Genomic DNA, 23727 nt, shown 5'->3' with positions numbered 1-23727 from the left:
GCTCACTCCGCGATGTAGAGGATGTCGCTCGTGCCGCGCTCGCCGCCGTTCGAGGGCTGGTTCACGACCTCGCCGTCGAAGAACATCGTCGACGACCCGCCGCCGTCGAGGTTGTAGGCGGTCTCGGCGCCGAGGTCGATCATGATCTGGGCGAGCTCGATGAGGGTCGCTCCGCGGCTGTAGCCCTCGCTGCGGCCGTCGACGACGACGAAGACGAGATGGTTGTCGTCGATCACGCCGACGGCGGTGCGCGGCTGCTCACCCTGGATCGAATGGTTGCCGACGTTGGTGTCGACCTCGACGTCCTCGATCCCGGCCACGACGGCGCCGTCCTCGACGAGTGCGGGGCCGAAGCTGAGGGTGTTCCAGACCCCGTCGGCGAGCAGCTGGTCGGCGCTCGTGGCCGTCTCGTCGTAGACCTGCACCGTTCCGTCGGCGTAGAAGGCCAGCCCGGCGCGGGCGGGGGAATCGCGATAGACGACGCCGTTGCGGATGACGATGCCGGTGTCGCGGAATCCGTAGTAGTCGCCGTTGATCGCGAAGACGGCGTCGTTGTCCTCGGCGATCCCGCTCGTGGTCTCGGTGATGTTCTCGCCGAACTGATCCTTCGCGAATGCGGAGCGCAACCGGGTCGCATCCGAGAGGACCACATCGGCGACGTAGTAGGTGAGGGTGTCGTCGCCCGACCCGGTGACGACCTGCGACACGGTGACGCTCGTGGCCCCGTCGGAGTACGTGTCTCCGTCGACGGCACCCGCCGCATTCGTTGCCGACGTCGTCGGCTCGACGGCCGAGTTCTCGGCCTCATATGCCGAGACGTCGGAGATCTCGACGTGTTCGATGAGGAAGCGGTCTGCGGCCCACGCCGTCGCCCCTCCGACGGCGAGTGCGACGGTGAGGCCGCCGGCGATGAGGGCGGTCCGAAGATGGCGCGGTTTCGTGGTGTGAGGCATGCCTCCAGGAGTACGGACGCGAGGTTCGGCGGATGTTGACCGATCCTGAGAACGGGATTAACGACGCCCTCCCGATAGGGCACGGTCAGGCGGTCGCCTCCCCGGCGGATTTCGACGTCTGGTACGACGACGGCCCTCGTAGCGACTGCGAGTGACGCGGGGTATCACATGGGCCCCGCGGGCGCACGCCCCTGGCCGGCACAGCTCCGCGCTGCGAGCGTCGGAGCATGCCGACCACTCCTGAGTCCACGACCGACGCTCCGCAGACCCGCGCTGGGCAGGCAGCGGATCCCACGCTCGGGGTCGTGTCGCGGCCCGCGTGGCGCGACGACTCCGCCTCGCTCCTGACCCGCGGCTACCGCTTCGGCGATCGCATCTGGCAGCGCGTGCCGCGCGGCGCGCGCTCGGCGCCGATGCGACTGCTGTTCTCCGACGCCCTGCTGGTGCGCGGCGCGGAGGGGGTCGCGGCGTTCTACGACGACGCCCGGGTCTCACGGCACGGCGCCATGCCGCCGTTCATTCAGGAGACCCTCTTCGGGCACGACTCGGTGCACAGCCTCGACGGCGACGAGCACCGGCACCGCAAGGCGACGTTCGTCTCCGCGCTGTACGAGGACGAGCAGGTCGCCCGGCTGCGCCCGCACCTCGAGCGCGAGTGGCGGCACGAGGTCGACGCGTGGATCGCCGGTGGCGAACGGTCGGCGTACGACGCGGCCGTCGGAGCCTTGGGTCGCGCGATCATGCGGTGGGCGGGGCTCCCCGGCACCGGCGAGGCGAAGACGCGATGGGCGCGCCGGCAGGCGCAGATCGTCGACGGATTCGGTGTGCCGTACTCCCCGGAGTACCTGCTCACCGCTCTGAACCGGCGGTGGTCCGACCGCCACGCCGAGCGTCTCATCCGCGCCGTGCGCGCAGGCCGCCTCGACGCGCACCCGGGAACCGCGCTGGCCGCCTGGGCAGGGAACCGCGACAGCGCCGGTGAGCTGCTGCCGGCTCGCCTCGCGGGGGTGGAACTGCAGAACAGCTTCCGCCCGATGATCGCCGTCGCCCGGTTCACCGCCTTCGCCGCGAAGCGGCTGCAGGAGCACCCGGAATGGCGCGAGCGCATCGCCGCGGAGGTCGCCGAACGGGGGTCGCTCGTCGACGGCCCGCTCGCGACCGCGTTCGCACAGGAGATCCGCCGCACGTCGCCGTTCGTCCCGATGCTGCCGGCCTTCGCGACGCAGGACATCGAGGTCGACGGTCGTATGGTCCGCGCCGGCGGGCGCATCGTGCTCGACATCCTCGGCACCGACACCGACGAGGGGTCGTGGGAGCGCGCCGACGTCTTCGATCCCGAGCGCTTCGTCGGCGTCGACGACTACGAGGCGATCACCGTGTTCGTGCCGCACGGGGGTGCGGACGTCGCGACAGGGCACCGCTGCCCGGGCGAGAAGCTCGCGATCGCGGGGCTCGCGGCATCCATCAGCGCTCTGAGCGACCCCCGCCTGGCGATCCTGCCCGCAGGACTCGAGGTGAACGAGCGACGGATGCCGACGAAACCCCGTTCGGGCGGCCGCGTCCGGACCGCGGGATCGACGGGCGGCGCGCGCTGCCCGTTCCACCGCTGACGCAATGCCACGAACCGGCGCCGCGTGCAACCCCCTCTGAACCGGACCGTGTCGGCCGCAGGGTGACCTCCGACCGGGAGGACCACCATGGCCGAGCAGAACACCACGCAGACGACACGCACCGACGCGCCCGACCCCGAGGCGTCGCGCAAGCCCGACTCCGTCGGCGACGTGAAGAAGCGGTCGTGGAAGTACGTCCTGGGCAAGACGATCCGCGAGTTCAGCGCGGACCAGTGCACGGATGCCGCGGCGGGCCTCACCTACTACGGGGTGCTCGCGCTCTTCCCGGCCCTCATCGCGATCTTCTCGCTGCTCGGCGTCGTGGGACAGGGGCAGGCGGCCGCCGACGCGGTGCTCGGCATCGTGCGCGATGTCGCGCCCTCCGACACGGCGAGCGCGCTGGAGGGCCCGATCCAGCAGATCGCGTCGTCGCCCGGTGCGGGACTCGCGCTCGTGCTCGGCATCGTCGTGGCGCTGTGGTCGGCTTCGGGGTACGTCGGGGCCTTCTCCCGGGCGATGAACCGGATCTACGAGATCGAGGAGGGGCGCCCGTTCTGGAAGCTGCGCCCGATGCAGCTGCTCGTGACGCTCGTCGCGGTGGTCTCGCTCGCCCTCGTCGCGCTCGGCCTCGTCCTCTCGGGCGACGTCACCCGAGCGATCGGGGAGACGTTGGGCCTCGGCGACGGCGTGCTGCTCGCGTGGAACATCGCGAAGTGGCCCGTCATGCTCTTCGTCGTCGTGTTCCTCGTCGCGGTCCTGTACTACGCGACCCCCAACGCGAAGCAGCCGAAGTTCCGCTGGATCAGCATCGGCGCGCTCATCGCGATCGTCGTGATGATCATCGCCACCGCCGGGTTCGCCTTCTACGTCGCGAACTTCTCGAACTACGACCGGACCTACGGCTCACTCGCCGGCGTCATCGTGTTCCTGCTCTGGTTGTGGATCGCGAACAACGTGCTGCTGTTCGGCGCGGAGTTCGACGCCGAGCTCGAACGGGGCCGTCAGCTGCAGGGCGGCATCGCCGCCGAGGAGGACATCCAGCTGCCGGCCCGCGACACGCGGAAGTCCGACAAGCAGGCCGCGAAGGAGCAGAAGGACATCGACGAGGGTCGCCGCATCCGCCTCGCCCACGGTGAGGACGAGGACCGATGACGGAAGTCGACACTCCCACCCGTCTGAAACGGGGGATCACCGGGCCGCTGAGGTCGGCGTCAACGGCCGGTGGGCGGGAGCTTCGCCACGCCGTGCCGATTCGGCTCGTCCGGTTCGGCGGCCGTCGCGGGCGACGCGGCGGAACCACCGTGGGGGGAGTCCGTTCCCGGGTAGGACGGCTCCTCGATCTCGACCGCGCGGTCGCGGTCCTCCTTCCTGGGCAGGTGGTCGAGTGGCTGTCGGATGTCGTCGGATTCGCTCATGCCCACACGCTCCGCCGCGAAGGACGGCCGCGGCAGGGGGTTGCGAGCGGCCGGCGACTGTGATGGACGAATCACCTCGCAGCGCCGCAGTGTAAGAGACGGATGCCGGAGGCGCGACCCCCCTCGAACCTCGACCGACGGCGGGCACCATCGAGCAATGCTCGAGCTGCACTACTCCGACGGATACGTCGTCACGACGGGCGCGATCGCCGACGCGGTGCTGCGTTACGCCAAGACCCTCGCCGAGCAGAAGGCCTCCGACCTCATCACGGTGCCCATCGCGACTCCGGAGGGCCCGGCTGTCTCGTCGATGCTCATCGGTCCCGCGAGCCAGCTCTATACGACGCCGCACTCCGGTGCCGCTGCGGACCTCGACGACGAAGCCGCCGTCATGGACCTCCTCAGTCGCAACGACCGTCTCGTGCACCCGCCCGAGACGGTCGGCGAGTACCCGTACGAAGAAGACGACCCCTGGTACGAGGAGTCGTTCTGAGACGCGCACGCCTGCGGGAGCGCAGCCGCCTCGTCCGCGGCTGGCGATTGTGGCGGACGCGGCATCCGGTCACCTTCCGCGACAAGGTCCGCTACAAGATGCTCCGCGACCATCGGCCCCTCGTCGTCACCTTCGCCGACAAGGCGGCGGTGCGCGACTACGTCGCCGACCGTGTCGGCGCGCAGTACCTGCCCGATGCGGCCGTGTTCGATTCGCCGACCGAGCTGCTGACGGCGGAGCTGCCCGACGCGTTCGTCCTGAAACCGACGCACGGGAGTGGGGCGGCGATCATCGTCTCGCCGTCGGCGCCGGTGGACGCGCGCCTGCCCGAGGACGGCAGTTGGGTCTACCGCCACGTCCGGCCCGAGCACGCCCCGCGGGAGCATCTCGTGCGCCTCGCGACGGACTGGCTCTCGCAGCTCTACGGGCAGGGTCCGAACCGGGAGTGGGTCTACGGCCGGGTGCCGCGGCGGATCATCGTCGAGGAGATGCTCGGCGGCGCGACGGACCGCATCCCCGACGACCTCAAGCTCTTCGTGTTCCACGGTCGGGTGCAGTACGTGCAAGTGGATGCGGGGCGCTTCGCCGGTCGCACGCAGGACTTCTTCGACCGCGACTGGACCCATCTGCCGCTGAGCGGCGGTCCGCCGTGGGCCGATCCGACACCGCCGCGGCCGGCGGGCCTCGACGAGATGATCCGCGTCGCCGAGGCGCTCGGTGCGGACACCGACTTCGTGCGCGTCGACCTGTACGACGTCGACGGCCGCATCGTCTTCGGCGAACTGACGAGCTTCCCCGCCGGCGGCGACAGCCCGTTCCACCCGGAGTCCTTCAACACGGAGTTCGGTCGACACTGGACGGTGCCGAGGCGATATCGATGACCGAGCGCTGGCTCGTCGCCACGACCGAATACGCCGGCGTGACGTCGTACACCGGCGGGATCGGCAGGCACTACGCCGCCCTGCTACCCGCCCTCGCCGCGCAGTGCGCCGAGATCGACCTCGTGGTGTTCACGGACGGTCCCGAAGAAGCAGCGGGTGCCCCCGGCATCCGTCGCCTGGTCGTCCACCGGACCAAGGGGATGCCGCGGCTCGCGGCGCTCCTGCATCGCCCCCGTGCGCTGCGGCGCGCGTACCTTGCGGACGCCTACGACCGCGTCTTCGTGCCGGAGTGGATGGGGCTCGGTGCGCTGCTGCCGCGCGACGCCCCGCTCGTGACGAACCTCGCAACAGGCGTGGACCTCGCGCACGAGATCTCGGGCCTGCGGATCGCCGACCTCCCGGCATCGAGTCGTCCGGCGGTCGTGCTGCAGAGTCGCCTCGAGGCGCGGCAGGTGCGCCGCTCGGCCGGGATCGTCGCGATCTCGCACGCGATGGCCGACCGGGCGGAGCGCATCTGGGGACGGATGCCGCGGGTCGAGGTCGTCCGCAACTGCATCGACGTCGCGGGGGTGCGGCACGCGGCGGCGACGCGCAGGCCGCCGGCGGGCTGGCCCGAGCGGGACGGTCCGATCGTCCTCTTCCTCGGCCGCGCCGAGCGGCGGAAGGGCGTGGTCGACGGCGTCGACGCCTTCGCGCGGGTCGCGCAGCGGCATCCCACCGCCCGCCTCGTGCTGGCCGGTGCCGGGGGAGACGACCGCTTCGAACCGTCGCGGGCGACCCTCCTCGACCGGGTGCCGTCCGCGGCGCGCGATCGGGTGACGTTCCTCGGGCATGTGTCGGGCGACGAGCTGTACGGCGCGATCGCTGCCGCCGACGTGGTGATGTGTCCCTCTCGGTGGGAGGGCTTCGGAAACGTGGCCGTCGAGGTGATGGCCGCCGGGGTGCCGCTGGTCGTCACCTCCGGTAGCGGATTCGACGACTTCTGCACCGATGGCGCCGACTGCCTCATGGTGCCGCCCGCCGACCCGGAGGCCCTCGCGGCCGCGCTCGCCACCGTGCTCGACGACCCGGGCGCCGCCCGCCGACGGGCGACGCGCGCCGCCGCAGGAGTCGACCGCTTCGCCCCCGCGCCGGTGGCGGCCGACCTCCGGGCGGCCGTCGATCGGATGCTGTCGCGCGCGGCCATCCCGGCGTAGGGTCGCGCTGTGCGCCCCCTCCGGTACTCGACCAACGTCACCCTCGACGGCTGCGTCGAGGGCTTCTAGGGCACGCGGCGCCAGCCCGCGGCATCCCTCGTCACCGCGCCGGCCCGCTCGAATGCTTCGAGCCAGCCGGTCATGGGCCACTCGCCCCAGCGCGCGGCGAACAGCGCCCCGTTGCGGAGGATGTCGTCGAGGTGCTGCCAGGGCGGCGAGGTCGTCGGGTGGTACTGGTGGTACGCGTGGGCGCCACCCGTCCACACGAGGGGCACCTCGCGCTCGCGCATCCGGAACGCGAAGTCGGTGTCCTCGCCGCCGTACCCCTCGTACGCCTCGTCGAAGCCCCCGATCCGTCGCCACGTCGCGGGGGAGAGCGCGAACGACAGCGACCAGAACAGCGGGTACTCGCCGGCTGTCGCGGTCCGTTCCGCCTCGTCCGGCGGCATCGGCCGCGCCGGGTGGGGGGAGGTGAGCGCGGCGAGCTCCGCCGGGTCGGATGCCGACACCCCCTCGGCGAGGTACGTCACCGGCCCGCACAGCACGGCGTCCGGGTGACGGACGGCGGCCTCCCGGTAGCGACGCACGAGATCCGGGCCGGGCACGCAGTCCGCGTCGAGGAAGACGAGCAGGTCGGCGCCGTCGGCGGCGGCCGCGCCCGCGTTCCGGGCGGCGGCGAGGCGCAGTCCGTCCGCGCCGGGCGGGACCCGGAGCACGGTCTCGGCGTCCAGGACGGGCGGCTCCTCGTCCCCGATCCACACCACGACACGACGCACGTCGGGTGCCCCGGCGAGGGCCCGCAACTGCACCCGCAGGTGCGCGAGCCGGGGGGTCGAGCACAGGCTCACGACGGCGACGCTCATCGCCGACCGCGCATCGTGTCGGTGATCGCGGCGGCGGCGCGCTGGGGCGCCCCCGCGACCTCCCAGCGCTCCCACTCCGGCCGCGCGGTCGCCGCCCGCTCGATCAGGTCGGGCCACTGCGCCGCGGTCGGCCACGAGTCCTCGACCTGCGCGAGGTTCGCCCGCCGGAGCGCGCGCCCCGTCTCGCGCTGCTCGTCGAACGGCCGATCCTGCGGGATCACGATCGCCGACGCCCGGGCCGCCGCCAGATCGGCGACCGCGTTCTGGCCGGCCCACGACACGACGACGCCCGCGGTCGCCAGCACCGGCCACGGATCGTCGGCCCACGCGCCGCCCCCGAGCGCCCGCCACGGCCGGCCGGTGGCCTTCTCGGCATCCCGGATCGCGGCCGGTCCGACGGTCCCCCCGCTCGCGAGCAGCACCACCTCATCCGAGCGCGGCCCGTTCGCGACGCGCGCGGTGAAACGGCTGATCCCGCCCGTGTGCACGACCTTGTCGCCGAGCGCCTCGAGGTGCGGGGGCGAGAGGATGCCGCGGGCCCACGGTGCGATCACGGTGTCGGCGGCGGCGAATCCCAGCAGGTGCGGCCGGTCGATGCGATGACCCGGCTGCGTGACGACGACGGTCCGCAGCCCCAGCAGGCGCGCGAGCAGGGTCACCTCGACCGAGGTGTCGACGACCATCCCGTCCCAGTGCCGTTCCGCCGCCGCGGCGGCGATGACCGAGAGCCGGGTGCGGTGCCCGACGTGCCCGATCGGGGCCCAGTGCAGCATCCCGTCCACCGTCGGGTCGATCGGCGCGCCGCCGTCGTCGTCGCGGTCGAGCACGGTCCAGGTCCAGCCGGACGGCAGGCCCGCGGGCGCCGCGAGGCTGCTGACGGCGTCGACCTCGGCATCCAGGTGCGGTGCGATCGCGAGCAGCCGGGTCAGGTGCCCGCGGCCGTGGTGGTGCACGTACCAGCCGAGCCGGGGCGTCCGCCCGGTCACGCGGCGGTCTCCGTCGCGAGCATCCGGGCGAACGTCGCCTCGAGGGCGTCGATGCGCGCGTCGAGCGAGAACCGGCGCTCCGCCGTCTCGCGCACGACGGCACGGAACGCGGCATCCTTCCCGCTCGGCAGCACGGCCGCGGCCCGTTCGGTCATCGCGAGGACGTCGCCGGGCGCCACGAGCTGCATCCCCATCGTCGCGGCCGCGATCTCGGGAACGCCGCCGACCGCGAACCCCACCACCGGTGTGCCGCACATGAGCGCCTCGGGTCCGACCAGCCCGAACGGCTCGGCCCAGGCGGGGGTCGCGAGGGCGAGACCGCTCCGCCCGACGAGCTCCGCGAGCGGTCCGGGCGAGAGCTCGCCGGCGTACTCGACCGCGCCGTGGACGCTCGGCAGGAGCACCTCGCGCGCGTACGACTCGTCGCCGATCCGGCCGGCGATGACGAGGCGGCGACCGAGCCGGCGCGCGACCTCGACGGCGACATGGGGAGCCTTCTCGGGGACGATCCGGCCGAACCACACGAGGTCGTCGCCCCCGGGACCGAGCGGCCACGCGGCCGGGTCGACGCCGTTCGGCAACAGCTGCGAGGGCACACCCGCGGCATCCCACTGCCCTTTCGTGTGCGAACTCACCGCGAGGAACCGTGACCCCGCCCCTCCCGCGGCGACGTGGGCGGCCACGGCGGCGGCCTCGACCGGCGTGTGCAGGGTCGTCACCATCGGCACGCCGAGGGTGTTCGCGCGGCGCAGCGGCAGGGGGTCGAGGCAGTGGTTCGAGACCACGTCGTACCGCTCGGGATGGCGGGCGATCCCGCTGAGCGCACGGTCGAGCGCCGGGGCGCTCTCGCGGTGGTAGCTCTCGGGCCACGTCTTGTCGGTCGGTGCGGCATCGCCCGGCCACACCACCGGCGGCAGCCGGAACGCCGCCTCGTCTGGCAGGAAGTCCGACCCCTCGGGGGCGATGAAGGTCACCTCGTGCCCGCGGCGGCGGAGCGCGTCGACCTCGGCCCAGACGGCGGACTCCAGACCGCCCGCGTGCGGGCGCCGGATCGGGAAGCGCAGCGGCGCGATCACGACGATGCGGAGCGGACGGGCGCTCACGCGGTGCGGCTCTCGAGCAGGTGCAGGTAGAGCTCCGCGTGACGCTCGGCGATCGCGGCATCCGTCACGGTGCGCAGCGCCCGGCGCTCGTCGACGAGGGCGTCGCGCGCGGCGCTCGCCGGACGCGCCGACGGGGCGACCCACAGGCCGGCGAGGGCCTGCGCGAGCTCCGCGGCGTCGCCGGGCGCGAACGAGGCGACCGTGTCGTCGGCGTGCTGCTCGGCGAAGAACCCGATCCGCGGGGCGGCGACCGGGACGCCCAGGTCCCAGCACAGCTCGAGCCATCCCGAGTGCGTGCCGTGCCGGTAGGGCAGCACGCACGCGTCGAGGCTCGCGAGGGCCGCGAACAGCTCGTCGTCGGCGAGACGCTCGTGCTCGACGAGGTCGAGGACAGCGGATGCCGCGCACAGCGCGCGCACCTCGGCTGCGGCATCCGCGTCCCGCACCCGATGGTGCAGACGCACCTCGCCGCGGACGTCGTGGCCCGCGTCGCGCAGGGCGGTGAGCGCGGCCTCCAGCGCCCGGACCGTGCCCGGTCCGTCGACGCTCGGCCGGAGGTCCTTCAGATGCACGCCGACGACGCGGCCCGCACCGAGTGCCGGTTCGATCGCGGCGGATCGCGGCAGGACCGACGGATGCGGGATGACGGTCGCGTGCTGGCCCCAGCGCTCGCGCACCGCGCGGGCGGCGCCGACCGTGAGGGTCGTGACCGCGTCGGCGCCCGTCACGAGCTCGTCGAGCTGGGCGAGGTAGCCGGAGTCGTCGGTCAGCTGCGGGTGCTCGAGGTCGTGCAGCGTGTAGACGACGGGCCAGCCGACGGCGTGGGCGGCCTCGAGGCACGCGGTCAGGTGTCCGGGCGGGAACGACTCGGTGCCGAAGTGGATGTGGAGGAGCGATGCGGCATCGGCGTGCGCACGGATCCAGGTCGGGTCGAGGGCGGCGGGCGGCCACCACACCGCGGGGTCCGCTCCGGGGGCGATGGGGTCGGGGAGCACACTCACACACGGATCCGCCGTCGTCTGCCGGACGTACGGGTGGCCGGCGGGGACCGAGACGATCCTGATCGCTCCGGTCCTCTCCGCACCCGCGGGGGCGACGATCGGCGTGCTCGTGTCCACTGTTCTCCCTTTGACGGCGTCGCGCCGACCGAGAAGTGGGTGCGCGGGAACGCCCCGACCGTAGGCGCATCAGGCGTCGGATCGAGGGGGCTTGACCTCGCTCCCCCGGACGGATAACCATGCCGGGTGATCTCCGCGCCTCCGCTCCTGCTCGTCCTCGGTCCGGAGGGGCACGGTGTCACGCGGTACGGCGACGATGTCGCCCGCGCCGTCGGGGCCCTCCGTCCCGGCGCGCGGACGGTGCGCGTCGCGGACGTCGCCGCCGGCGACCGGGCGCTCGCCGGGCTCGACGCGGGTGCGCGCGTGCACCTCCACGCCACCGACCGCCTCTTCGGCAGGACACCCGAGGACGCCGCCGACGTCGTCGAACGCTGGGCCGAGCGGATGCGGCTGACGCTCACGCTCCACGACGTGCCCCAGCCCTCCGACGGCACGATGTTCGAGCGCCGCCGCGCCGCCTACGCGCGGATGGTCGCCGCAGCCAGCCGGGTCGCCGTCAACAGTCGTCACGAGCAACTGCTCATGGACGAGTTCCTGCCCGGGGTCACCCGCGCCGAGGCGATCGCGCTCGGGGCGCGCACCGGCATCCCGCCGTCGCGCCCCGGCGAGGCGACGCGCGACCTGCGCGTCCTCATCGCCGGCTTCGTCTACCCCGGAAAGGGTCACCGTCCCGCCGTGGTCGCGGCGGCCCGGGCCGCCGACGAGCTCCTCCGCCGGGGCGAGGACGTCGGCGACGTCGCGGTGCGCGCGATCGGCGCGCCGTCGCGCGGCCACGAGGAGGACGTCGTCCGGTTGCGGGCGGATGCCGCCGAGCTCGGCGTCGCGTTCGAGGTCACCGGATTCCTGGGCGACGACGCCTTCGCCGCCGAGCTGCTCGCCCCCGGCATCCCCCTCGCGGCACACGAGCACGTGTCGGCCTCGCGGTCGATGCTGGACTGGGTCGAGGCGGGCCGCCGCCCGCTGGTCGTCGACTCGCGCTACGCCGCCGAGATGGATGCGCTCCGCCCCGGCACGCTCGCCCGCTACGCCCCCGACGAGCTCGCCGCCCGCCTCGTGGACGCCTGGCTCGATCCGACGTCGACGCGGCTGGCTCCCGGAGCCTCGCTCGCGCCGACGCTCGACGACGTCGCCGCGTCGTACCTCGCCTGGTGGGCGGCCTGATGCCGGAGGGCATCGCCCTGCCGGGCAACCGCTGGGACCTGCTGGACGGACGGGAGGCGACACCCACCGTCTCGGTCGTCGTCGCGCACTACGAGCAGCCCGCGCAGCTGGCGCGGTGCCTCGCCGCCCTCGCCGGCCAGGACCACCCCCGCGACCGCCTCGAAGTGATCGTCGCGGACGACGGCTCGGCCACGCCGCCGCAGGTGCCGGCGGGCGTCGGGCTCGTCCGGCAGGCCGACGAGGGATTCCGCCTCGCCGCGGTGCGCAACCTCGGCGCGGCGCACGCGACGGGGGAGGTGCTCGTCTTCCTCGACGCCGACACGGTCCCCGAGCCGGGCTTCATCCGTGAGCTGACGCGGATGCCGGGGCTCGCCCCGGACGTCGTCGCGGTCGGACGGCGGCGCCACGCCGACCTCGCCGACGCGCCCCCCGTCGCCGACGTGCGCGGGGTCGTCGCGGGGCGGGAGCTCCCCGAGCCCGCATGGCTCGCCGACGCCTACCGGCGCTCGCGCGACCTGCTCGACGCCGACGACCGCAGCTACCGGCATACGATCGGCGCCGTGCTCGCGTGCTCGCGGACGATGTTCGCGGCCGCCGGCGGTTTCGACGAGTCGTTCCGGGCCTACGGCGGGGAGGACTGGGAGTGGACGTACCGCGCGTGGCTGCGGGGTGCGGTGCTCGCGCACGTGCCGTCCGCGGTGGCATGGCACGACGGTCCGGATGCGGGTGCGCGCGAGGGGACGGGCCAGGCGGACCGGAACGCCGAGGCGATGCTGCTGTCGGAGCTGATCCCGGTGCCGGGCTCGCGACCCCGCGGGCTGCCGACCGCGCAGGTCGACGTCGCCGTGACCGCGCCGGAGGGTGCCTCGGACGCCGCTGCGTTCGTGAGCGTCGATTCCGTCGTGGCGGCGGTGCCGGGATCGGCCGCCGTCGCCGCCGCGGATCTGGCGGCGGGGCGCGGCGTGCTCGATCGCGTGCGGCTGCACCTCGAGATCGTGCGACCGGTCCGCGCGGGTGCGGGCCTTCACGCGGTCGTGGAGCGGGTCGCCCAGGAGGGTCTCGGCGTCGCGAGCCTCATCGATGAGGACGGCGCGGTGCTCCTCCGCATCCGTTCCCTCCGGGCCGCGGCGCGCGAGGCGCGCTGGCAGCGGGACGACCTGTTCCCCCGCACGACGGAGACCGCCGACGCGGTGCGCGAGCTGGTCGGCGAGCCCGATGTCGCCGCCTACCTCGGCGGGTGGGGCTGAACACCCACGGGATTCACAGAGCGGGTCGCCTTGTGCCCGCCGCCCCCGTCTGGTTTCATAGCCGCGGGGACACCGGTCGTGCCCGCCTGGGGAGGCGAGCACAACGGCGACGAGTGGGATCGTCGACGGCGCCGGTCTACCGTCCGCACCTCTTGCTCGGGGTGGGCGTTGTGGGGGAGAGCATGGGGACTGCGGGGACACTCGGCGTACACCGGACGGGTCCGACGCGCATCGACGTGCGTGCGACCACCGCGCGACCGCGCCTTGCCACGGCCGTCCGGACGCCGTACGCCGCCCCGGTCCTGCGAGCGCCGCGCGTCGCCATCCGACTGACGGAGCGCTCCGAAACACTTCCGCAGCTCTGCGCTCGCTCGGCGACCGCAGTGCGGGCACATGACATCGCGGACGGCCCTCGGAGGGTCGCCGCGAGACGACACCGGTGCGGCGGCGATCGCCCCCACCGGTTGACGGCAGCAGCCGTCGGGGGGCGCTCGTGGGGAGCGTGATCCGCGGGGGGAATCCGGGGGACGAAGTGAAGAGACGACTGAATGTCGCCGTGATCGGCGCGGGATATTGGGGGCCGACCCTGGCGCGCACGCTGCGTGCCAGCCGTGAGTGGAGTCTCGCCGCCATCTGCGACCTCGACATCGACCGCGCGCGCCGCGCCGCGGACGCCGTGGGGGGTGCCCGGGTCGTCCCCGAGCTCGATTCCGTGCTGGCCGACGCTCAGATCGACGCCATCGCCATCGCGACGCCCGCATCGACCCATCACGAGATCGCGATGGCAGCGCTCGAGGCCGGCAAGCACGTACTGGTCGAGAAGCCGCTCGCCGACACCCAGCAGCGCGGCGAGGAGATGGTCGGGCGGGCATCCGAACGCGGCCTCGTGCTGATGGCCGACCACACGTCCTGCTACACGCCCGCGGTGATGAAGATGCGTGAGCTGATCGCGAGCGGCGAGCTCGGCGACATCCTGTTCATCGACAGCGTGCGCATCAACTTCGGTCTCGTGCAGCCCGACGTGGACGTCTTCCGCGACCTCGCTCCGCACGACCTGTCGATCATGGACTTCGTGCTGCCGGGTGGCCTGCGGGCGACCTCGGTGTCGGCGCACGGATCCGATCCGTTGAACACCGGCAAGTCGTGCATCGGCCACCTCGCGATGCCGCTCGCGGGCGGGGCGATGGCGCACGTGCACGTCAACTGGCTGAGCCCGACCCGTACGCGCCGCATGGTGATCGGGGGCACCCGCCACACCCTGGTGTGGGACGACCTGAACACGCAGCAGCGGCTCACCATGTACGACCGCGGCGCGGACGTCGCATCGATCTCGCGCGCGACCGCGAAGGAGCGACGGGAGGTCAGCATCCCGTACCGGGCGGGCGCGACCCGCGCGCCGGCGCTCGAGGAGCGGGAGGCGCTCACGCTCGTCGTGAGCGAGTTCGCCGCCGCGATCCGTGAGAAGCGCGCCTCGCGCACGAGTGGCGCGTCCGGGCTCCGGGTGCTGTCGATCCTCGACGCCGCCGCGGGCAGCCTGGCGGCCTTCGGTGCGCCGCATCCGATCCCGCACGCCCGCTCCTCTGCCGAGGTGGCGGCATGAGCCGGTCGCGCCGCCACGGGCGGGCCCACCATGGCTGAGTGGGAGATCGGCGTCGACGCCCCCTGGCTGGGCCAGGCCGAGCTGAACGCGGTCGCCGAGGTCATCGCGAGCGGCTGGGTGGGGCAGGGCCCGAGGGTGGCGCGCTTCGAGCAGGACTTCGCCGGTCTCGTCGACGCGAACTACGCCGTTGCGACCGCCAACGGCACCGACGCCCTGCATCTCGCCCTGCTCGTCGCAGGGGTGCGGCCCGGCGAGGACGTCGTCGTCCCGTCGTTGGCATTCATCGCCACCGCGAACGCCGTGCGCTCGGTGGGGGCGACGCCGGTGTTCGCCGACGTCGATCCGGTCACCGGGACCGCGACCGCTGCCACGGTCGAGCGTGCCCTCACCCCGACGACGACCGCGGTCATCGTCGCGGACCACGGGGGCTCTCCCGTCGACCTGCAGAGCATCCGCGACGTCACGGACCCGCTCGGGATCGTCGTCATCGAGGACACCGCCGGCGGTGTGGGCTCGACCTGTCGCGGCCGCCCCGTCGGTGCCGCGGCCGAGATCGCCACCTGGTCGTTCGACGGCCGCGCGATCCTGACGACGGGTGACGGCGGCATGCTTACCACGACGCACGCTGCCTGGGCGGCGCGGGCGCGGCGGCTGCGCGAGCACGGCATGATCACCCCGTCCGCCGATCCGCGTCCCGGCTCGGTGCCGCCCGCGGAGGAGTACCGGGAGGTGGGTGGGGACTCGCGCCTGACCGACCTGCAGGCCGCCGTGGGGATCGTCCAGCTCGGTCGCCTGCCCGAGATCGTGCGCCGCCGTCGGCAGATCGCCGACCGGTACCGCGACGGGCTCCGGGACGTGCGGGGGCTACGTCTCGCGGCGGACCCCGCGTGGGGAACGGGCAACGTCGGATCCTTCTGGGTCGAGGTCGAGGACGCGTATCCGGTCGACCGCGACGGACTGCTCGCCGCGCTCGCCGCCGCCGGCATCGCCGTGCGAAGGGGCGGCTCGGCGATCCACCGCCATGCGCCGTACCGTGCGCTGACACCTCCCGACGGGCTTCCCGGGTCGGAGCGGTTCGCCGATCGCACGCTCGCCCTGCCCGTTTCGCGCATGCTCACGGCCGCGCAACAGGATCAGATCGTGGCGATCCTGCGCGACCCGGGCGCACCCGCGCTCGCGAACGCGCAGACGGTGACGCGCTCGGGTCGCTGAGCAAGGCGCTGTGCGCTGCGGTCGCTGAGCTGCCGCATCCCGCTCAGCGCGGGGCGCCGCGGTGCGTCGCGGGCTGACGGTCCGTGCCGCGCTCAGGTGGCAGAGCGGTCGTGGAAGAGCCGGCGCTCGGGCCGCGCCGGCTGATCCACCAGGCGGGCACGGACGGACGGGGGGGAGGTCCGGCCGTGCCCGCGTGCGGGTGACGGTTCACGCGTCATGAGGAGCCGAGGATCGGCGGACGGCCTGGGAGGCCGGGGGTCCCTCGACGAGGTACCGCTTCGCCCATCGCTTCGGCTCGAGCGCGAGCCGCCACATCTTGTCGAGTCGTCCGCGCGCGCCGTCGGCAAGGATGCGCGGGACTCGATCGGTCAGAAGATCGCCGAGTGCGTCCACAGCGATCAGGGCGCGTGCGCCCGTCAGTTCGCCGTAGGTGCCGATCCAGTCCGTCTGCCGGTGCGTCTGCAGGCAGACGACCACGAGGTCGGCCTCGGCGTGCCGGATCTGTTCGGCGATGTCGAGGGAGGTCTCCCGCGATCGGATCGCGGTGTGCACCGGCGTCCAGTGGCCGATGAGGGCCACGCCGGGTCGGTCGGCGACCATGCGCTGGTGAAGCTCCTCGCGCTGGGCGGGTGAGCCGCCGACGACGGCGACGCGCCAGTGTGCCGCGTCGGCATGCTCCAGGATGGCGCCGGGCGTCAGACCGCCGGGCGTCGAGCGCTCGCGCAGACCCTCAGCAGGGTACGGGGCGACGGGCGATGCCGGCGACGGGGTGCGGCGCTCAGCGACAGCTGCGGAGTGCGGCGCGGGCGCAACAAGGCGCATGTGCATCAGCGGACCGCCCTCGCGGTCGGGGTGATGCCGCCGGAGACCGTGGTGCGGCCACGGCTCCGGCGGCGATCACGCGGGCCCCGGAGTGCCTCGCGCACCGATGGTCTCGTCGGATCGACGAGCGCGTCACGCAGACGCGCACCCCTGTTCCGTTCTGTCCCCATGAACGTTCCATCCCCCGAAAAACATCGACGCAAGTGTGGCTCGCGTCCCCCGATGTGCGGATCCGATCCGCGATTCCCCGTGTGCGGCGCCGCCCCCCAGCGACACCGCTCGATGCACCGACCCCTCGGCGCACCCTCTTTCTCTTCCCCCAGAAAACCCCGCCCACCGCCCCATACGGTGTGCGGAGTAAGGGCTCTTCGCACGAGTTCGATGCGCGAACGAAGACGTACGAAGAGCCCAGGCAGATATGGGTACGGCCCCCAAGCTCGCCCCCACTCCATCTGCTGCCGCCATGTGCCGTGTCGACTCCCCAAAGCCTCTGCGGCGGCGATATCGGAGACGCTACAGGTGACGACGGTGTCCACCAATAGGGGGACGAACCTAATCTCCTGTCCCCCAGATGGGGGACAAGTAGGGAGGAGGATTAGGGGGTTGCGGGGCAGAACACGGGAGGTCCGCCGGCGGCACCGGCGGTAACGTGGCGGCTGAAGAACGAGCGAGCGCCCATCCGAGGCGCCGCCTCGTCGCCTTTGGGGAGGCAGACATGTGGGGGGAACTTTGGCGTGCCGCGATCGTGGGCGCCGTCATCGTCGGTGCCGGCTCGGCACCGGCATTCGCGGCCGACGGGTCGTACGTCCCGAACACTCCCGACGAGTCGGGACTGAACGGGTCGGTCGTGCAGTCGCTGTGCGTCCACCAGGCACCGGCGATCGACTACTCGATCGTCCGTGTGGATGCATCGGCGGCTGCACGTACCGCGTCGGCGCCGTCCGCTGAGCTCGTCATCTCCGGGGACGGTCACCAGCTCTCGGTGCCGCTCACGGTGGACGATGCCGGTGAAGGGCACGGCACCGTGCTCTGGCCGGGCGTCGAGGTCGACGGCGACGGCACCGTCGAGGCCCTCCCCGGCTGGGTGCGCTCCGGCGATCAGTGGACTCCGCGCGACGACGCAGCCGCGTGGACCACGGGGGCCGTGACCGCTCAGCTGCGCGTCGGCGACGAGAGCATCGCGGTGCCGCTGGCCTACCCGGGCTACTCCGACACGTGCGCCACGCCGACGGGGGTCGCCTCGAACGGCACTCCCGGAACGCTGGCGTTCACGGGCGGGCAGTGGCCCATCGCGGCCGCCGTCGGTGGCGCCGCCGCCGTCGCCGGAGGGCTCTTCCTGGTCGCTCGCCGCCGCCGCCGGGTCGAGTCGTGACGAGGCGCCGTCGACTCCTCTGGGTCGCCGGCGCTCTCCTCCTCCTCGGCGCCGTGGTCGCCGTCGTCCATGTCGGGCGATCCGCCTGGGACCTGCAGCAGGCCCTGACGGCTGCGACGGAGGATGCCGCCGTCGCCACGACGGCCGTCGCCGAGGGCGACATCGACGGAGCTGAACGCGCGGCATCCCGACTCGTCGCCGAGATCGCGCCGGCGATCCCCGACGATCCGGTCTGGTCCGCCGCCGAAGCGATCCCGGGGGTGGGGGCGAATCTCTCGGCGGCGCGTCGCGCGGCGACCGCGATCGTCCGAATGGGCGAGGAGGTCGCGCCGACGATGTTCGAGACGGCGCGGCGGCTGACGGATGCCGACGCCCCCGCCGCGGTCCACGCCCTGCGCGAGGCCGCCCCGGCGCTGAGTCGGGCGGCCGCCACGCAGGACGACATCGCGCGCGATCTGGCGGGCATCGACCGTACCGCCCTGATCCCCCGGCTCGCCGACGGCGTCGAGCGCGTGATCGATGCCGTCGACGATCTCCGGACGGCGATGGACGGAGCCGCGCAGGCTGCCGAGCTGGTCCCGGCGATGCTCGGGGTCGACGGCGACCGTCGCATCCTCATCGTCCTCCAGAACACCGCCGAATTGCGTACCGGCGGCGGCATCACCGGGACGTTCCTCGAGCTCCGGGCGAGGGACGGCATGCTCTCGCTCGAAGCCCAGCGCGACTCGTCGGACTTCTCGCCGTCCGACAGGCCGCTCGGCACCGTGCCTGCCGCCGAGGTCCGAGCGCTCGGGGACGGCATCGGTCGGTACGTGCAGAACACGTCGATGACCGCGGACTTCCGTGTCACGGCGAACCTCGCCGCCGCGTGGTGGCAGAGATCGGGCGGGTCGGCCCCCGATGTCGTGGTGTCGATGGACCCCGTCGTCCTCGCAGCGATCCTGAAGGCGGTCGGCCCCGTCGAGACGCGATCGGGTGCGCTCGATCAGTCGAACGCGATCGACCGGCTGCTCGTCGAGCCGTACCGCACCCTCGATCAGGACGCGCAGAGCCGGTACTTCGCGGATGCCGCGGGGGCCGTCTTCGCGGCGGTGACCGAGCGCGCCCGCCCGCTGACGCTGGTCACCGCGCTCACCGGCGTCGTCGAGGAGGGGCGCATCTCGATCTGGAGCCGCGACGCGGAGCAGCAGGCGGTTCTCGCCGGCACGGCGTTCGCCGGTCCGCTCGCCCGCCTCGACGCGGCCGGTCCGGATGCGTTCGCCGTGTACTTCAACGATGCCACCGGAGGCAAGCTCACGCCCTACCTGACCGTCGGGCTGGAGACCCGCTCGGGTGTCTGTCGCGCCGACGGCCTGCGGGAGGTCGAGGTGGCGGTCGACCTGGGGAACACCCTGGCGGCGGCGGACGCGTCGTCGCTGCCCCTCAGCGTCACGGGCGGCGGGGCCTACGGCGTGGAGGCGGGAAACATCGCGCCCACGGTGACGGTGGTGACGCCGCGCGGCTGGTTCGCCGGCGGTGTGACGCTCGACGGCGCGTCCGTCGCATCCGTCGATGTGCAGGACGACGGTCGTCTCTCAGTCACCCATCGGGTCGAGCTGTCGCCGGGAGGATCCGACGTGCTGACCTTCCGATTCGTGGCCGGTCCCGACGTGAAGACGGACGGCGCGGAGCCACGGCTTCTGCACACGCCGCTCCTCGCTCCCGTCGATGTGCGCTCGGGTCGGATCGGTTGTCCGGCCGCCTGATCCTCGTCGTTCACCTCAAGATCCGGCGTCCTGCCTGTTCCGGCGGTGCGCTTTCCTCTAGCATGTGAGAGCCATCCCCCATCGGTTGCCGAACCGTTCCCCAAGCGGTCTCGACGCGCACTGTCCCCAAACTTGCGCGTCTCCGGCGACCTGGATGGTTTCGCGGACCCTCTCCCGCCGCAGTCCCCACTGAACTGGCCGGAGGGGGTCCGCTCTTCTCGAGCGGTCCTCGTCAGCGGCTGTCGCCCGCGTCGCTTGCGCCGTCGTCGGTGCCGACGATCGCCTGCAGCTTGGCGATGAGGTCGGTGCGCGAGGTCGCGCCCAGTCGGCGGCGGATGCGCGCGATGTGGTGCTCGGCCGTCCGAGGTGAGATGAAGATCGCCTCGCCGATCTCGGCATACGTCATCCCGCTGAGCACCAGGCCGGCGACCTCGCGCTCCCGGGCGCTCAACAGCCCGCTGTCGCCGAGGGCCACGTCGTTGCCCGAGACCCCCGGTCCGGCGTTCGGGTGCAGAGCGCGGGCGAAGGTGGCGAGGCGCGTGCCGGCGCGGCGATCGCGGGAACGCTCGGAGAGCGAGATCGCCAACCGTGCGCCCTCCCAGGCGAGCCCCACCTCGGCCAGGCGCGAGGCGATCTGCTCGATGCGATCGATGTCGCCGTCGTCGACGCGGCTGCGCGACCACTCGCCGACCGCCGCCGACAGGGTGGCGGCGAGACGGGAGCCGCGTGCCGCGGCTGACAGCGCGCGCGCCGCGTGCGCCTGTCCGTGCGCATCCCGTGCGAGCAGCGCCCGATGGTAGGTCGACCAGTGGAACGGCGTCGACCACATCGACGGGTCGCCGAGACCGCGCAGGATGTCCGTCAGCGCCTCGATCGCGGGCAGGACACGCTCCGAGTCGTCGAACAGCGGGGCGGTCTCGATGAACTCGCGCAGCGGGTGCAGCAGGTAGAGGTCGGGTTCGACATGGCGGACGTCGTCCCGCACCCGCTCCCACAGCGCACGCAGTTCGTCGAGCGACCCGTAGCGCCGCACGTGCGCGAGCATGACCGAGTCGCGGACCAGCACTTCGCGGCTGCTCAACGGCAAGGCCGAGGCGTCGACGTCGGCGAGTCGCGCCGCGGATTCCTCCGGATGCTGCCGGTGCACCGCAACCCACGCGGCCCACAGAAGCAATCGCGAGCGGGCCCAGGGGCCGCCGTGCTCCTCCATCAGCGCATCGGCGAGGAGGTTGCCGGCCGTATCGAGCTCGCCGATGTTGATCGCGCCGATCGCCGCGATGACAGCGGGCAGCTCGGGCACAGGCCCGTGCTCGTTCGAATCGCCGTACGTCGCGCTGGCCCGGATGAGCTCGTTGAAGGCGGTGCCCGTCGCGGCGGCGAGGGATGCCGCGAGCCCCCGCAGCAGCTTCACGTAGGCGACGTGGAGGGTGGTCGGGATGCCGCTCACTCCGCTGTCGACGATGCCGAGCGTGTCGTGCATCGGCCCCGCGTCGCCGGTGCCGAAGGCCGAGAGCGCACCCTGCGCACGCAGGACGAAGTCCGTGGTCGGTTGGGCGTGGTAGGTCGCTGCGCTGGCGCGGAGCAGGCCGCGGGCGCTCCACGCCGAGCCGAGGATGCGCAGGGCCTCGTCGCCCTCGTCCCCGGTGGCCTCCCGGACGATGGCGTCGACGAGGGATGCGGCCTCGTCGACATCTCCGCGATGCCAGGCCATCCGAGCCTTGCGGATCGCGATGAGCGGCGCGTCGTCGCCGGCCGCGAGCGCGGCGTCGTAGAGCTCCGTGGCGCGCAGCGGATCGTAGCCGGCCGCCTCGTCGGCCTGGCCGCGAAGGGCGAGAGCCAATCGCGGGTCCAGATGGCCACCGAGAGAGGTGGCGATCTCGGGGTCGAGGGGCGAGAGCGGGGCGGTGTCGAGCAGGTCGATGAGCTCGGCGACGGGGGTCATCCGGGCGACGGTCGTCCGGACGATCGGCACGGGGCGCCCGCCGCGCAGCAACAGTCCCTCGGCGTGGCCGCGGGCGAGCGACTCCGTGGCCGTCCCGTCGATGGTGGGGGGCAGGTCGTCGCCTGCGAGGCTGGCCAGACGCACGATGCGCGCTGTCTCGGGGGCGAGGGTGTCCAGCCGCAGGGCGATGACTTCGCCGACGGCGCGGGCGACCCGTTCGTGGGAGGGGTCGTGGCAGAAGCCGTCGCCGTGCGCGGCGAGCGCCTCCTTCACGAGCCAGGTGACGGATGCCGCCATCTGCACGATCGCGCCGACGCAGCCGGTGTCGATGGAGCGTCCGGCTGCGGACAGCGCGCGGAGGACGTCCTCGGTGTCCACCTGACCGAGGGCGAGGGCGGGGTGCGACTGCTCGATCCGTCGAATCAGCGCCGTCAGGGTCGGCGTCCACGGCGACGGCCGACAGGCGAGGATGAGCCCGGCGCGGGGGTCGTCGAGCGAGGTGTGCAGCGCGTGCACCTCATCGTCGGAGAGGCGATGGCCGTCGTCGATGATCCGCGTGGGGGGGAGGGTGGGGAGGCGATCGGCGATCTGCGCGAGCAGCGGCGACTTGTCGGAGCCCGCGGGACCGATCACGACGAGGCGCAGCGGCCGGTCCGGCTCCGAGAGCGCCGTCTCGACGTGGCTGAGCGCGAGTTGAGGCCACAGCGGAAGGGCGGGCGGAAGGTCGGCGGACAATGCAGCGAGAGCCATGCGTACCCTTCTCCCTCCGTCGGGACGAGCACTCCGCTTTCTCGCGCCGGCCGCCTCGCGCCGATGTTCCCCGTCGCCCGTGTCGGGATTCGGGTCCGACCCGGGCTTTCCGCGCGCTGCGGAATGCAGGGAATCTACCATTTCCGTGCTCGCCGGCGGTGCCCGATGTGGAAATCGACAGCCTGTGATAGGCCTCGCGGGCCACGCGAGTCACGGCCCTGAGAGGCGAGGCTCACCTAACTTCGAAAAGGCGACTGATCGGGCAGATTTCTCGCGACTAAGGCTGTCCAACCTCCGGGGGTCGCGGAATACCCTCGAACCACCACGACCCTGGAGGCTTCCATGAGCATGACCCTCGACGACCTGCCCCGCGTGTCCGAGTGCAACGCCCTCGGCTGCTCATACAACGACCACTCGCACTGCCACGCCGCGGCGGTGACGATCGGCGGCGCCCCCGGCGACGCCGAGTGCGCAACCTTCATCCCCCTCGGAACGAAGGGCGGACTCGACAAGGTCGTCAGCCACGTCGGCGCCTGTCAGCGCTCGGAGTGCGTCTTCAACTCGTCGCTCGAGTGCACGGCATCCGCTGTCCGCGTCGGACCCGGAGCCGAGTCCGCCGACTGCCTCACCTACCAGGCGGCCTGACGACGTCGGACGGCCGGGGCGGTCAGTTCGTCGCCTCGGCCGTCGGCGCGTCCGCCGAGAACACCTCGATGACAGCGTCGCCGGCCACGAACTGCAGGCGCGTCCCCTCGACGAACCTCTCCCGCAGCGCCGACGGCGCCTCGGGCCCGACGACGAAGGTGGCGGTGACGGAGAACGGCTCGACGCTGCATCCGCCGTATCCGCCCCACACGCTGCCCTCTTCGCCCGAGGGCTCCCACGCCTGTGGCGGGAGCAACTGCATGCACCGGGTCACACCCGTACCGGTCGGCATGGATCCGACGACGGGGGTGATCTCGCCGATCGACTCGAACACGACGCCGTCGGCGGTGCCGCCGAGATATCCGTCCGGCCATCCGCGGTCCTGATCCTCCGTCAGGGTCGCGACGTGCCGGATGTCGGCCCCGGGCGGGACGGATGCCGCCGTCCACACCGGACGGCTCGTCACGGCCGCCGTCACTCCGACCGCCAGGGTCGCCGCCATCGCGAGCGACCCGACCTAGGGCGTGTCTGATAATTGCTGGACCCATGCGATGACGGAGTTCAGGACGACGGCGGCGCGGTAGGTGACGGCGTGTTTGTCGTATCGAGTGGC

General features: G+C 72.9%; 21 protein-coding genes and 1 pseudogene. 12 read left to right on the top strand and 10 right to left on the bottom strand.

Annotated features, from left to right (window positions below):
• Nucleotides 1-2 precede the first annotated feature (2 nt).
• A complete protein-coding gene (locus tag AB0P29_RS13980; protein WP_363380682.1) occupies nucleotides 3-953 on the bottom strand; it encodes a phosphodiester glycosidase family protein in 951 nt (316 codons plus the stop codon).
• 227 nt (nucleotides 954-1180) lie between these two features.
• On the opposite strand from AB0P29_RS13980, the gene AB0P29_RS13975 reads away from it, so the two are divergent.
• Both AB0P29_RS13975 and AB0P29_RS13970 read left to right on the top strand, forming a co-directional pair.
• Nucleotides 1181-2563 (top strand): cytochrome P450, encoded by a 1383-nt coding sequence (locus AB0P29_RS13975; protein ID WP_363380679.1) that lies wholly within the window; start codon nucleotides 1181-1183, stop codon nucleotides 2561-2563.
• 87 nt (nucleotides 2564-2650) lie between these two features.
• On the top strand, nucleotides 2651-3715 hold the full coding sequence (locus tag AB0P29_RS13970) for a YihY/virulence factor BrkB family protein (RefSeq protein ID WP_363380676.1): 1065 nt from the start codon (nucleotides 2651-2653) through the stop codon (nucleotides 3713-3715).
• Between the two features lie 59 nt (nucleotides 3716-3774).
• Here AB0P29_RS13970 and AB0P29_RS13965 read toward each other — a convergent pair whose 3' ends face one another.
• Nucleotides 3775-3978: a hypothetical protein gene (locus AB0P29_RS13965; protein WP_363380674.1), complete on the bottom strand. Its 204-nt coding sequence runs from the start codon at nucleotides 3976-3978 to the stop codon at nucleotides 3775-3777.
• A 157-nt stretch (nucleotides 3979-4135) separates the two neighbouring features.
• Between AB0P29_RS13965 and AB0P29_RS13960 the strand changes: the two genes are divergently transcribed.
• Genes AB0P29_RS13960 through AB0P29_RS13950 form a run of 3 tightly spaced genes read left to right on the top strand, consistent with a single transcriptional unit; the run spans nucleotide 4136 to nucleotide 6548 of the window.
• The gene (locus AB0P29_RS13960) at nucleotides 4136-4471 is read left to right on the top strand and encodes a hypothetical protein (RefSeq protein ID WP_253034544.1); all 336 of its coding nucleotides are present in this window, start codon (nucleotides 4136-4138) and stop codon (nucleotides 4469-4471) included.
• Nucleotides 4472-4518: 47 nt separating this feature from the next.
• Entirely contained in the window at nucleotides 4519-5352 is an 834-nt protein-coding gene (locus AB0P29_RS13955; RefSeq protein ID WP_290440311.1) for an ATP-grasp fold amidoligase family protein, read from the top strand.
• Nucleotides 5349-6548, top strand: a complete 1200-nt coding sequence (locus AB0P29_RS13950; RefSeq protein WP_363380670.1) for a glycosyltransferase family 4 protein — start codon at nucleotides 5349-5351, stop codon at nucleotides 6546-6548. The genes AB0P29_RS13955 and AB0P29_RS13950 overlap by 4 nt, the downstream gene beginning before the upstream one ends.
• A gap of 65 nt (nucleotides 6549-6613) precedes the next feature.
• Here AB0P29_RS13950 and AB0P29_RS13945 read toward each other — a convergent pair whose 3' ends face one another.
• Genes AB0P29_RS13945 through AB0P29_RS13930 form a run of 4 tightly spaced genes read right to left on the bottom strand, consistent with a single transcriptional unit; the run spans nucleotide 6614 to nucleotide 10501 of the window.
• On the bottom strand, nucleotides 6614-7411 hold the full coding sequence (locus AB0P29_RS13945) for a galactosyltransferase-related protein (RefSeq protein ID WP_363380667.1): 798 nt from the start codon (nucleotides 7409-7411) through the stop codon (nucleotides 6614-6616).
• Nucleotides 7408-8397: a hypothetical protein gene (locus AB0P29_RS13940; RefSeq protein WP_363380664.1), complete on the bottom strand. Its 990-nt coding sequence runs from the start codon at nucleotides 8395-8397 to the stop codon at nucleotides 7408-7410. The genes AB0P29_RS13945 and AB0P29_RS13940 overlap by 4 nt, the downstream gene beginning before the upstream one ends.
• On the bottom strand, nucleotides 8394-9500 hold the full coding sequence (locus AB0P29_RS13935; protein WP_253034549.1) for a glycosyltransferase: 1107 nt from the start codon (nucleotides 9498-9500) through the stop codon (nucleotides 8394-8396). The genes AB0P29_RS13940 and AB0P29_RS13935 overlap by 4 nt, the downstream gene beginning before the upstream one ends.
• Nucleotides 9497-10501: a hypothetical protein gene (locus AB0P29_RS13930; RefSeq protein ID WP_363380661.1), complete on the bottom strand. Its 1005-nt coding sequence runs from the start codon at nucleotides 10499-10501 to the stop codon at nucleotides 9497-9499. The genes AB0P29_RS13935 and AB0P29_RS13930 overlap by 4 nt, the downstream gene beginning before the upstream one ends.
• Nucleotides 10502-10744: 243 nt before the next feature.
• Between AB0P29_RS13930 and AB0P29_RS13925 the strand changes: the two genes are divergently transcribed.
• The 4 genes from AB0P29_RS13925 to AB0P29_RS13910 all read left to right on the top strand — a co-directional run bounded on the left by AB0P29_RS13925 (nucleotide 10745) and on the right by AB0P29_RS13910 (nucleotide 15838).
• Complete coding sequence (locus AB0P29_RS13925) at nucleotides 10745-11779, top strand: hypothetical protein (protein WP_253034551.1); 1035 nt, start codon at nucleotides 10745-10747, stop codon at nucleotides 11777-11779.
• Entirely contained in the window at nucleotides 11779-13026 is a 1248-nt protein-coding gene (locus AB0P29_RS13920) for a glycosyltransferase (protein WP_363380658.1), read from the top strand. Before AB0P29_RS13925 ends, AB0P29_RS13920 begins: the two co-directional genes overlap by 1 nt.
• Nucleotides 13027-13558: 532 nt before the next feature.
• Nucleotides 13559-14626, top strand: a complete 1068-nt coding sequence (locus AB0P29_RS13915) for a Gfo/Idh/MocA family oxidoreductase (protein ID WP_363380655.1) — start codon at nucleotides 13559-13561, stop codon at nucleotides 14624-14626.
• Nucleotides 14627-14656: 30 nt separating this feature from the next.
• Complete coding sequence (locus tag AB0P29_RS13910) at nucleotides 14657-15838, top strand: DegT/DnrJ/EryC1/StrS family aminotransferase (protein ID WP_363380653.1); 1182 nt, start codon at nucleotides 14657-14659, stop codon at nucleotides 15836-15838.
• 207 nt (nucleotides 15839-16045) lie between these two features.
• Here the strand turns inward: AB0P29_RS13910 and AB0P29_RS13905 are convergent, their stop codons facing one another.
• On the bottom strand, nucleotides 16046-16660 hold the full coding sequence (locus tag AB0P29_RS13905) for a WecB/TagA/CpsF family glycosyltransferase (protein WP_363380650.1): 615 nt from the start codon (nucleotides 16658-16660) through the stop codon (nucleotides 16046-16048).
• A 715-nt stretch (nucleotides 16661-17375) separates the two neighbouring features.
• Between AB0P29_RS13905 and AB0P29_RS13900 the strand changes: the two genes are divergently transcribed.
• Both AB0P29_RS13900 and AB0P29_RS13895 read left to right on the top strand, forming a co-directional pair.
• The gene (locus tag AB0P29_RS13900) at nucleotides 17376-18032 is read left to right on the top strand and encodes an LPXTG cell wall anchor domain-containing protein (RefSeq protein ID WP_363380648.1); all 657 of its coding nucleotides are present in this window, start codon (nucleotides 17376-17378) and stop codon (nucleotides 18030-18032) included.
• Nucleotides 18029-19777, top strand: a complete 1749-nt coding sequence (locus tag AB0P29_RS13895) for a DUF4012 domain-containing protein (protein ID WP_363380646.1) — start codon at nucleotides 18029-18031, stop codon at nucleotides 19775-19777. Before AB0P29_RS13900 ends, AB0P29_RS13895 begins: the two co-directional genes overlap by 4 nt.
• Nucleotides 19778-20009: 232 nt before the next feature.
• On the opposite strand, the gene AB0P29_RS13890 is transcribed toward AB0P29_RS13895, so the two are convergent.
• Nucleotides 20010-22469, bottom strand: a complete 2460-nt coding sequence (locus AB0P29_RS13890; protein WP_363380643.1) for a LuxR C-terminal-related transcriptional regulator — start codon at nucleotides 22467-22469, stop codon at nucleotides 20010-20012.
• A 342-nt stretch (nucleotides 22470-22811) separates the two neighbouring features.
• On the opposite strand from AB0P29_RS13890, the gene AB0P29_RS13885 reads away from it, so the two are divergent.
• The gene (locus tag AB0P29_RS13885) at nucleotides 22812-23114 is read left to right on the top strand and encodes a DUF1540 domain-containing protein (protein ID WP_064003688.1); all 303 of its coding nucleotides are present in this window, start codon (nucleotides 22812-22814) and stop codon (nucleotides 23112-23114) included.
• A 22-nt stretch (nucleotides 23115-23136) separates the two neighbouring features.
• On the opposite strand, the gene AB0P29_RS13880 is transcribed toward AB0P29_RS13885, so the two are convergent.
• Nucleotides 23137-23616, bottom strand: coding sequence for a hypothetical protein (locus tag AB0P29_RS13880; RefSeq protein WP_363380640.1), 480 nt, complete (start codon nucleotides 23614-23616; stop codon nucleotides 23137-23139).
• A gap of 15 nt (nucleotides 23617-23631) precedes the next feature.
• Nucleotides 23632-23727, bottom strand: a pseudogene (locus tag AB0P29_RS13875) (IS5/IS1182 family transposase); the annotation flags it as partial.

This window comes from Microbacterium sp. NPDC080220 (assembly GCF_040686395.1).
Lineage (GTDB): Bacteria > Actinomycetota > Actinomycetes > Actinomycetales > Microbacteriaceae > Microbacterium > Microbacterium gawkjiense.
Note: the sequence above shows the minus strand (reverse complement) of the source record. Positions and strands in the feature narration are given on the sequence as shown.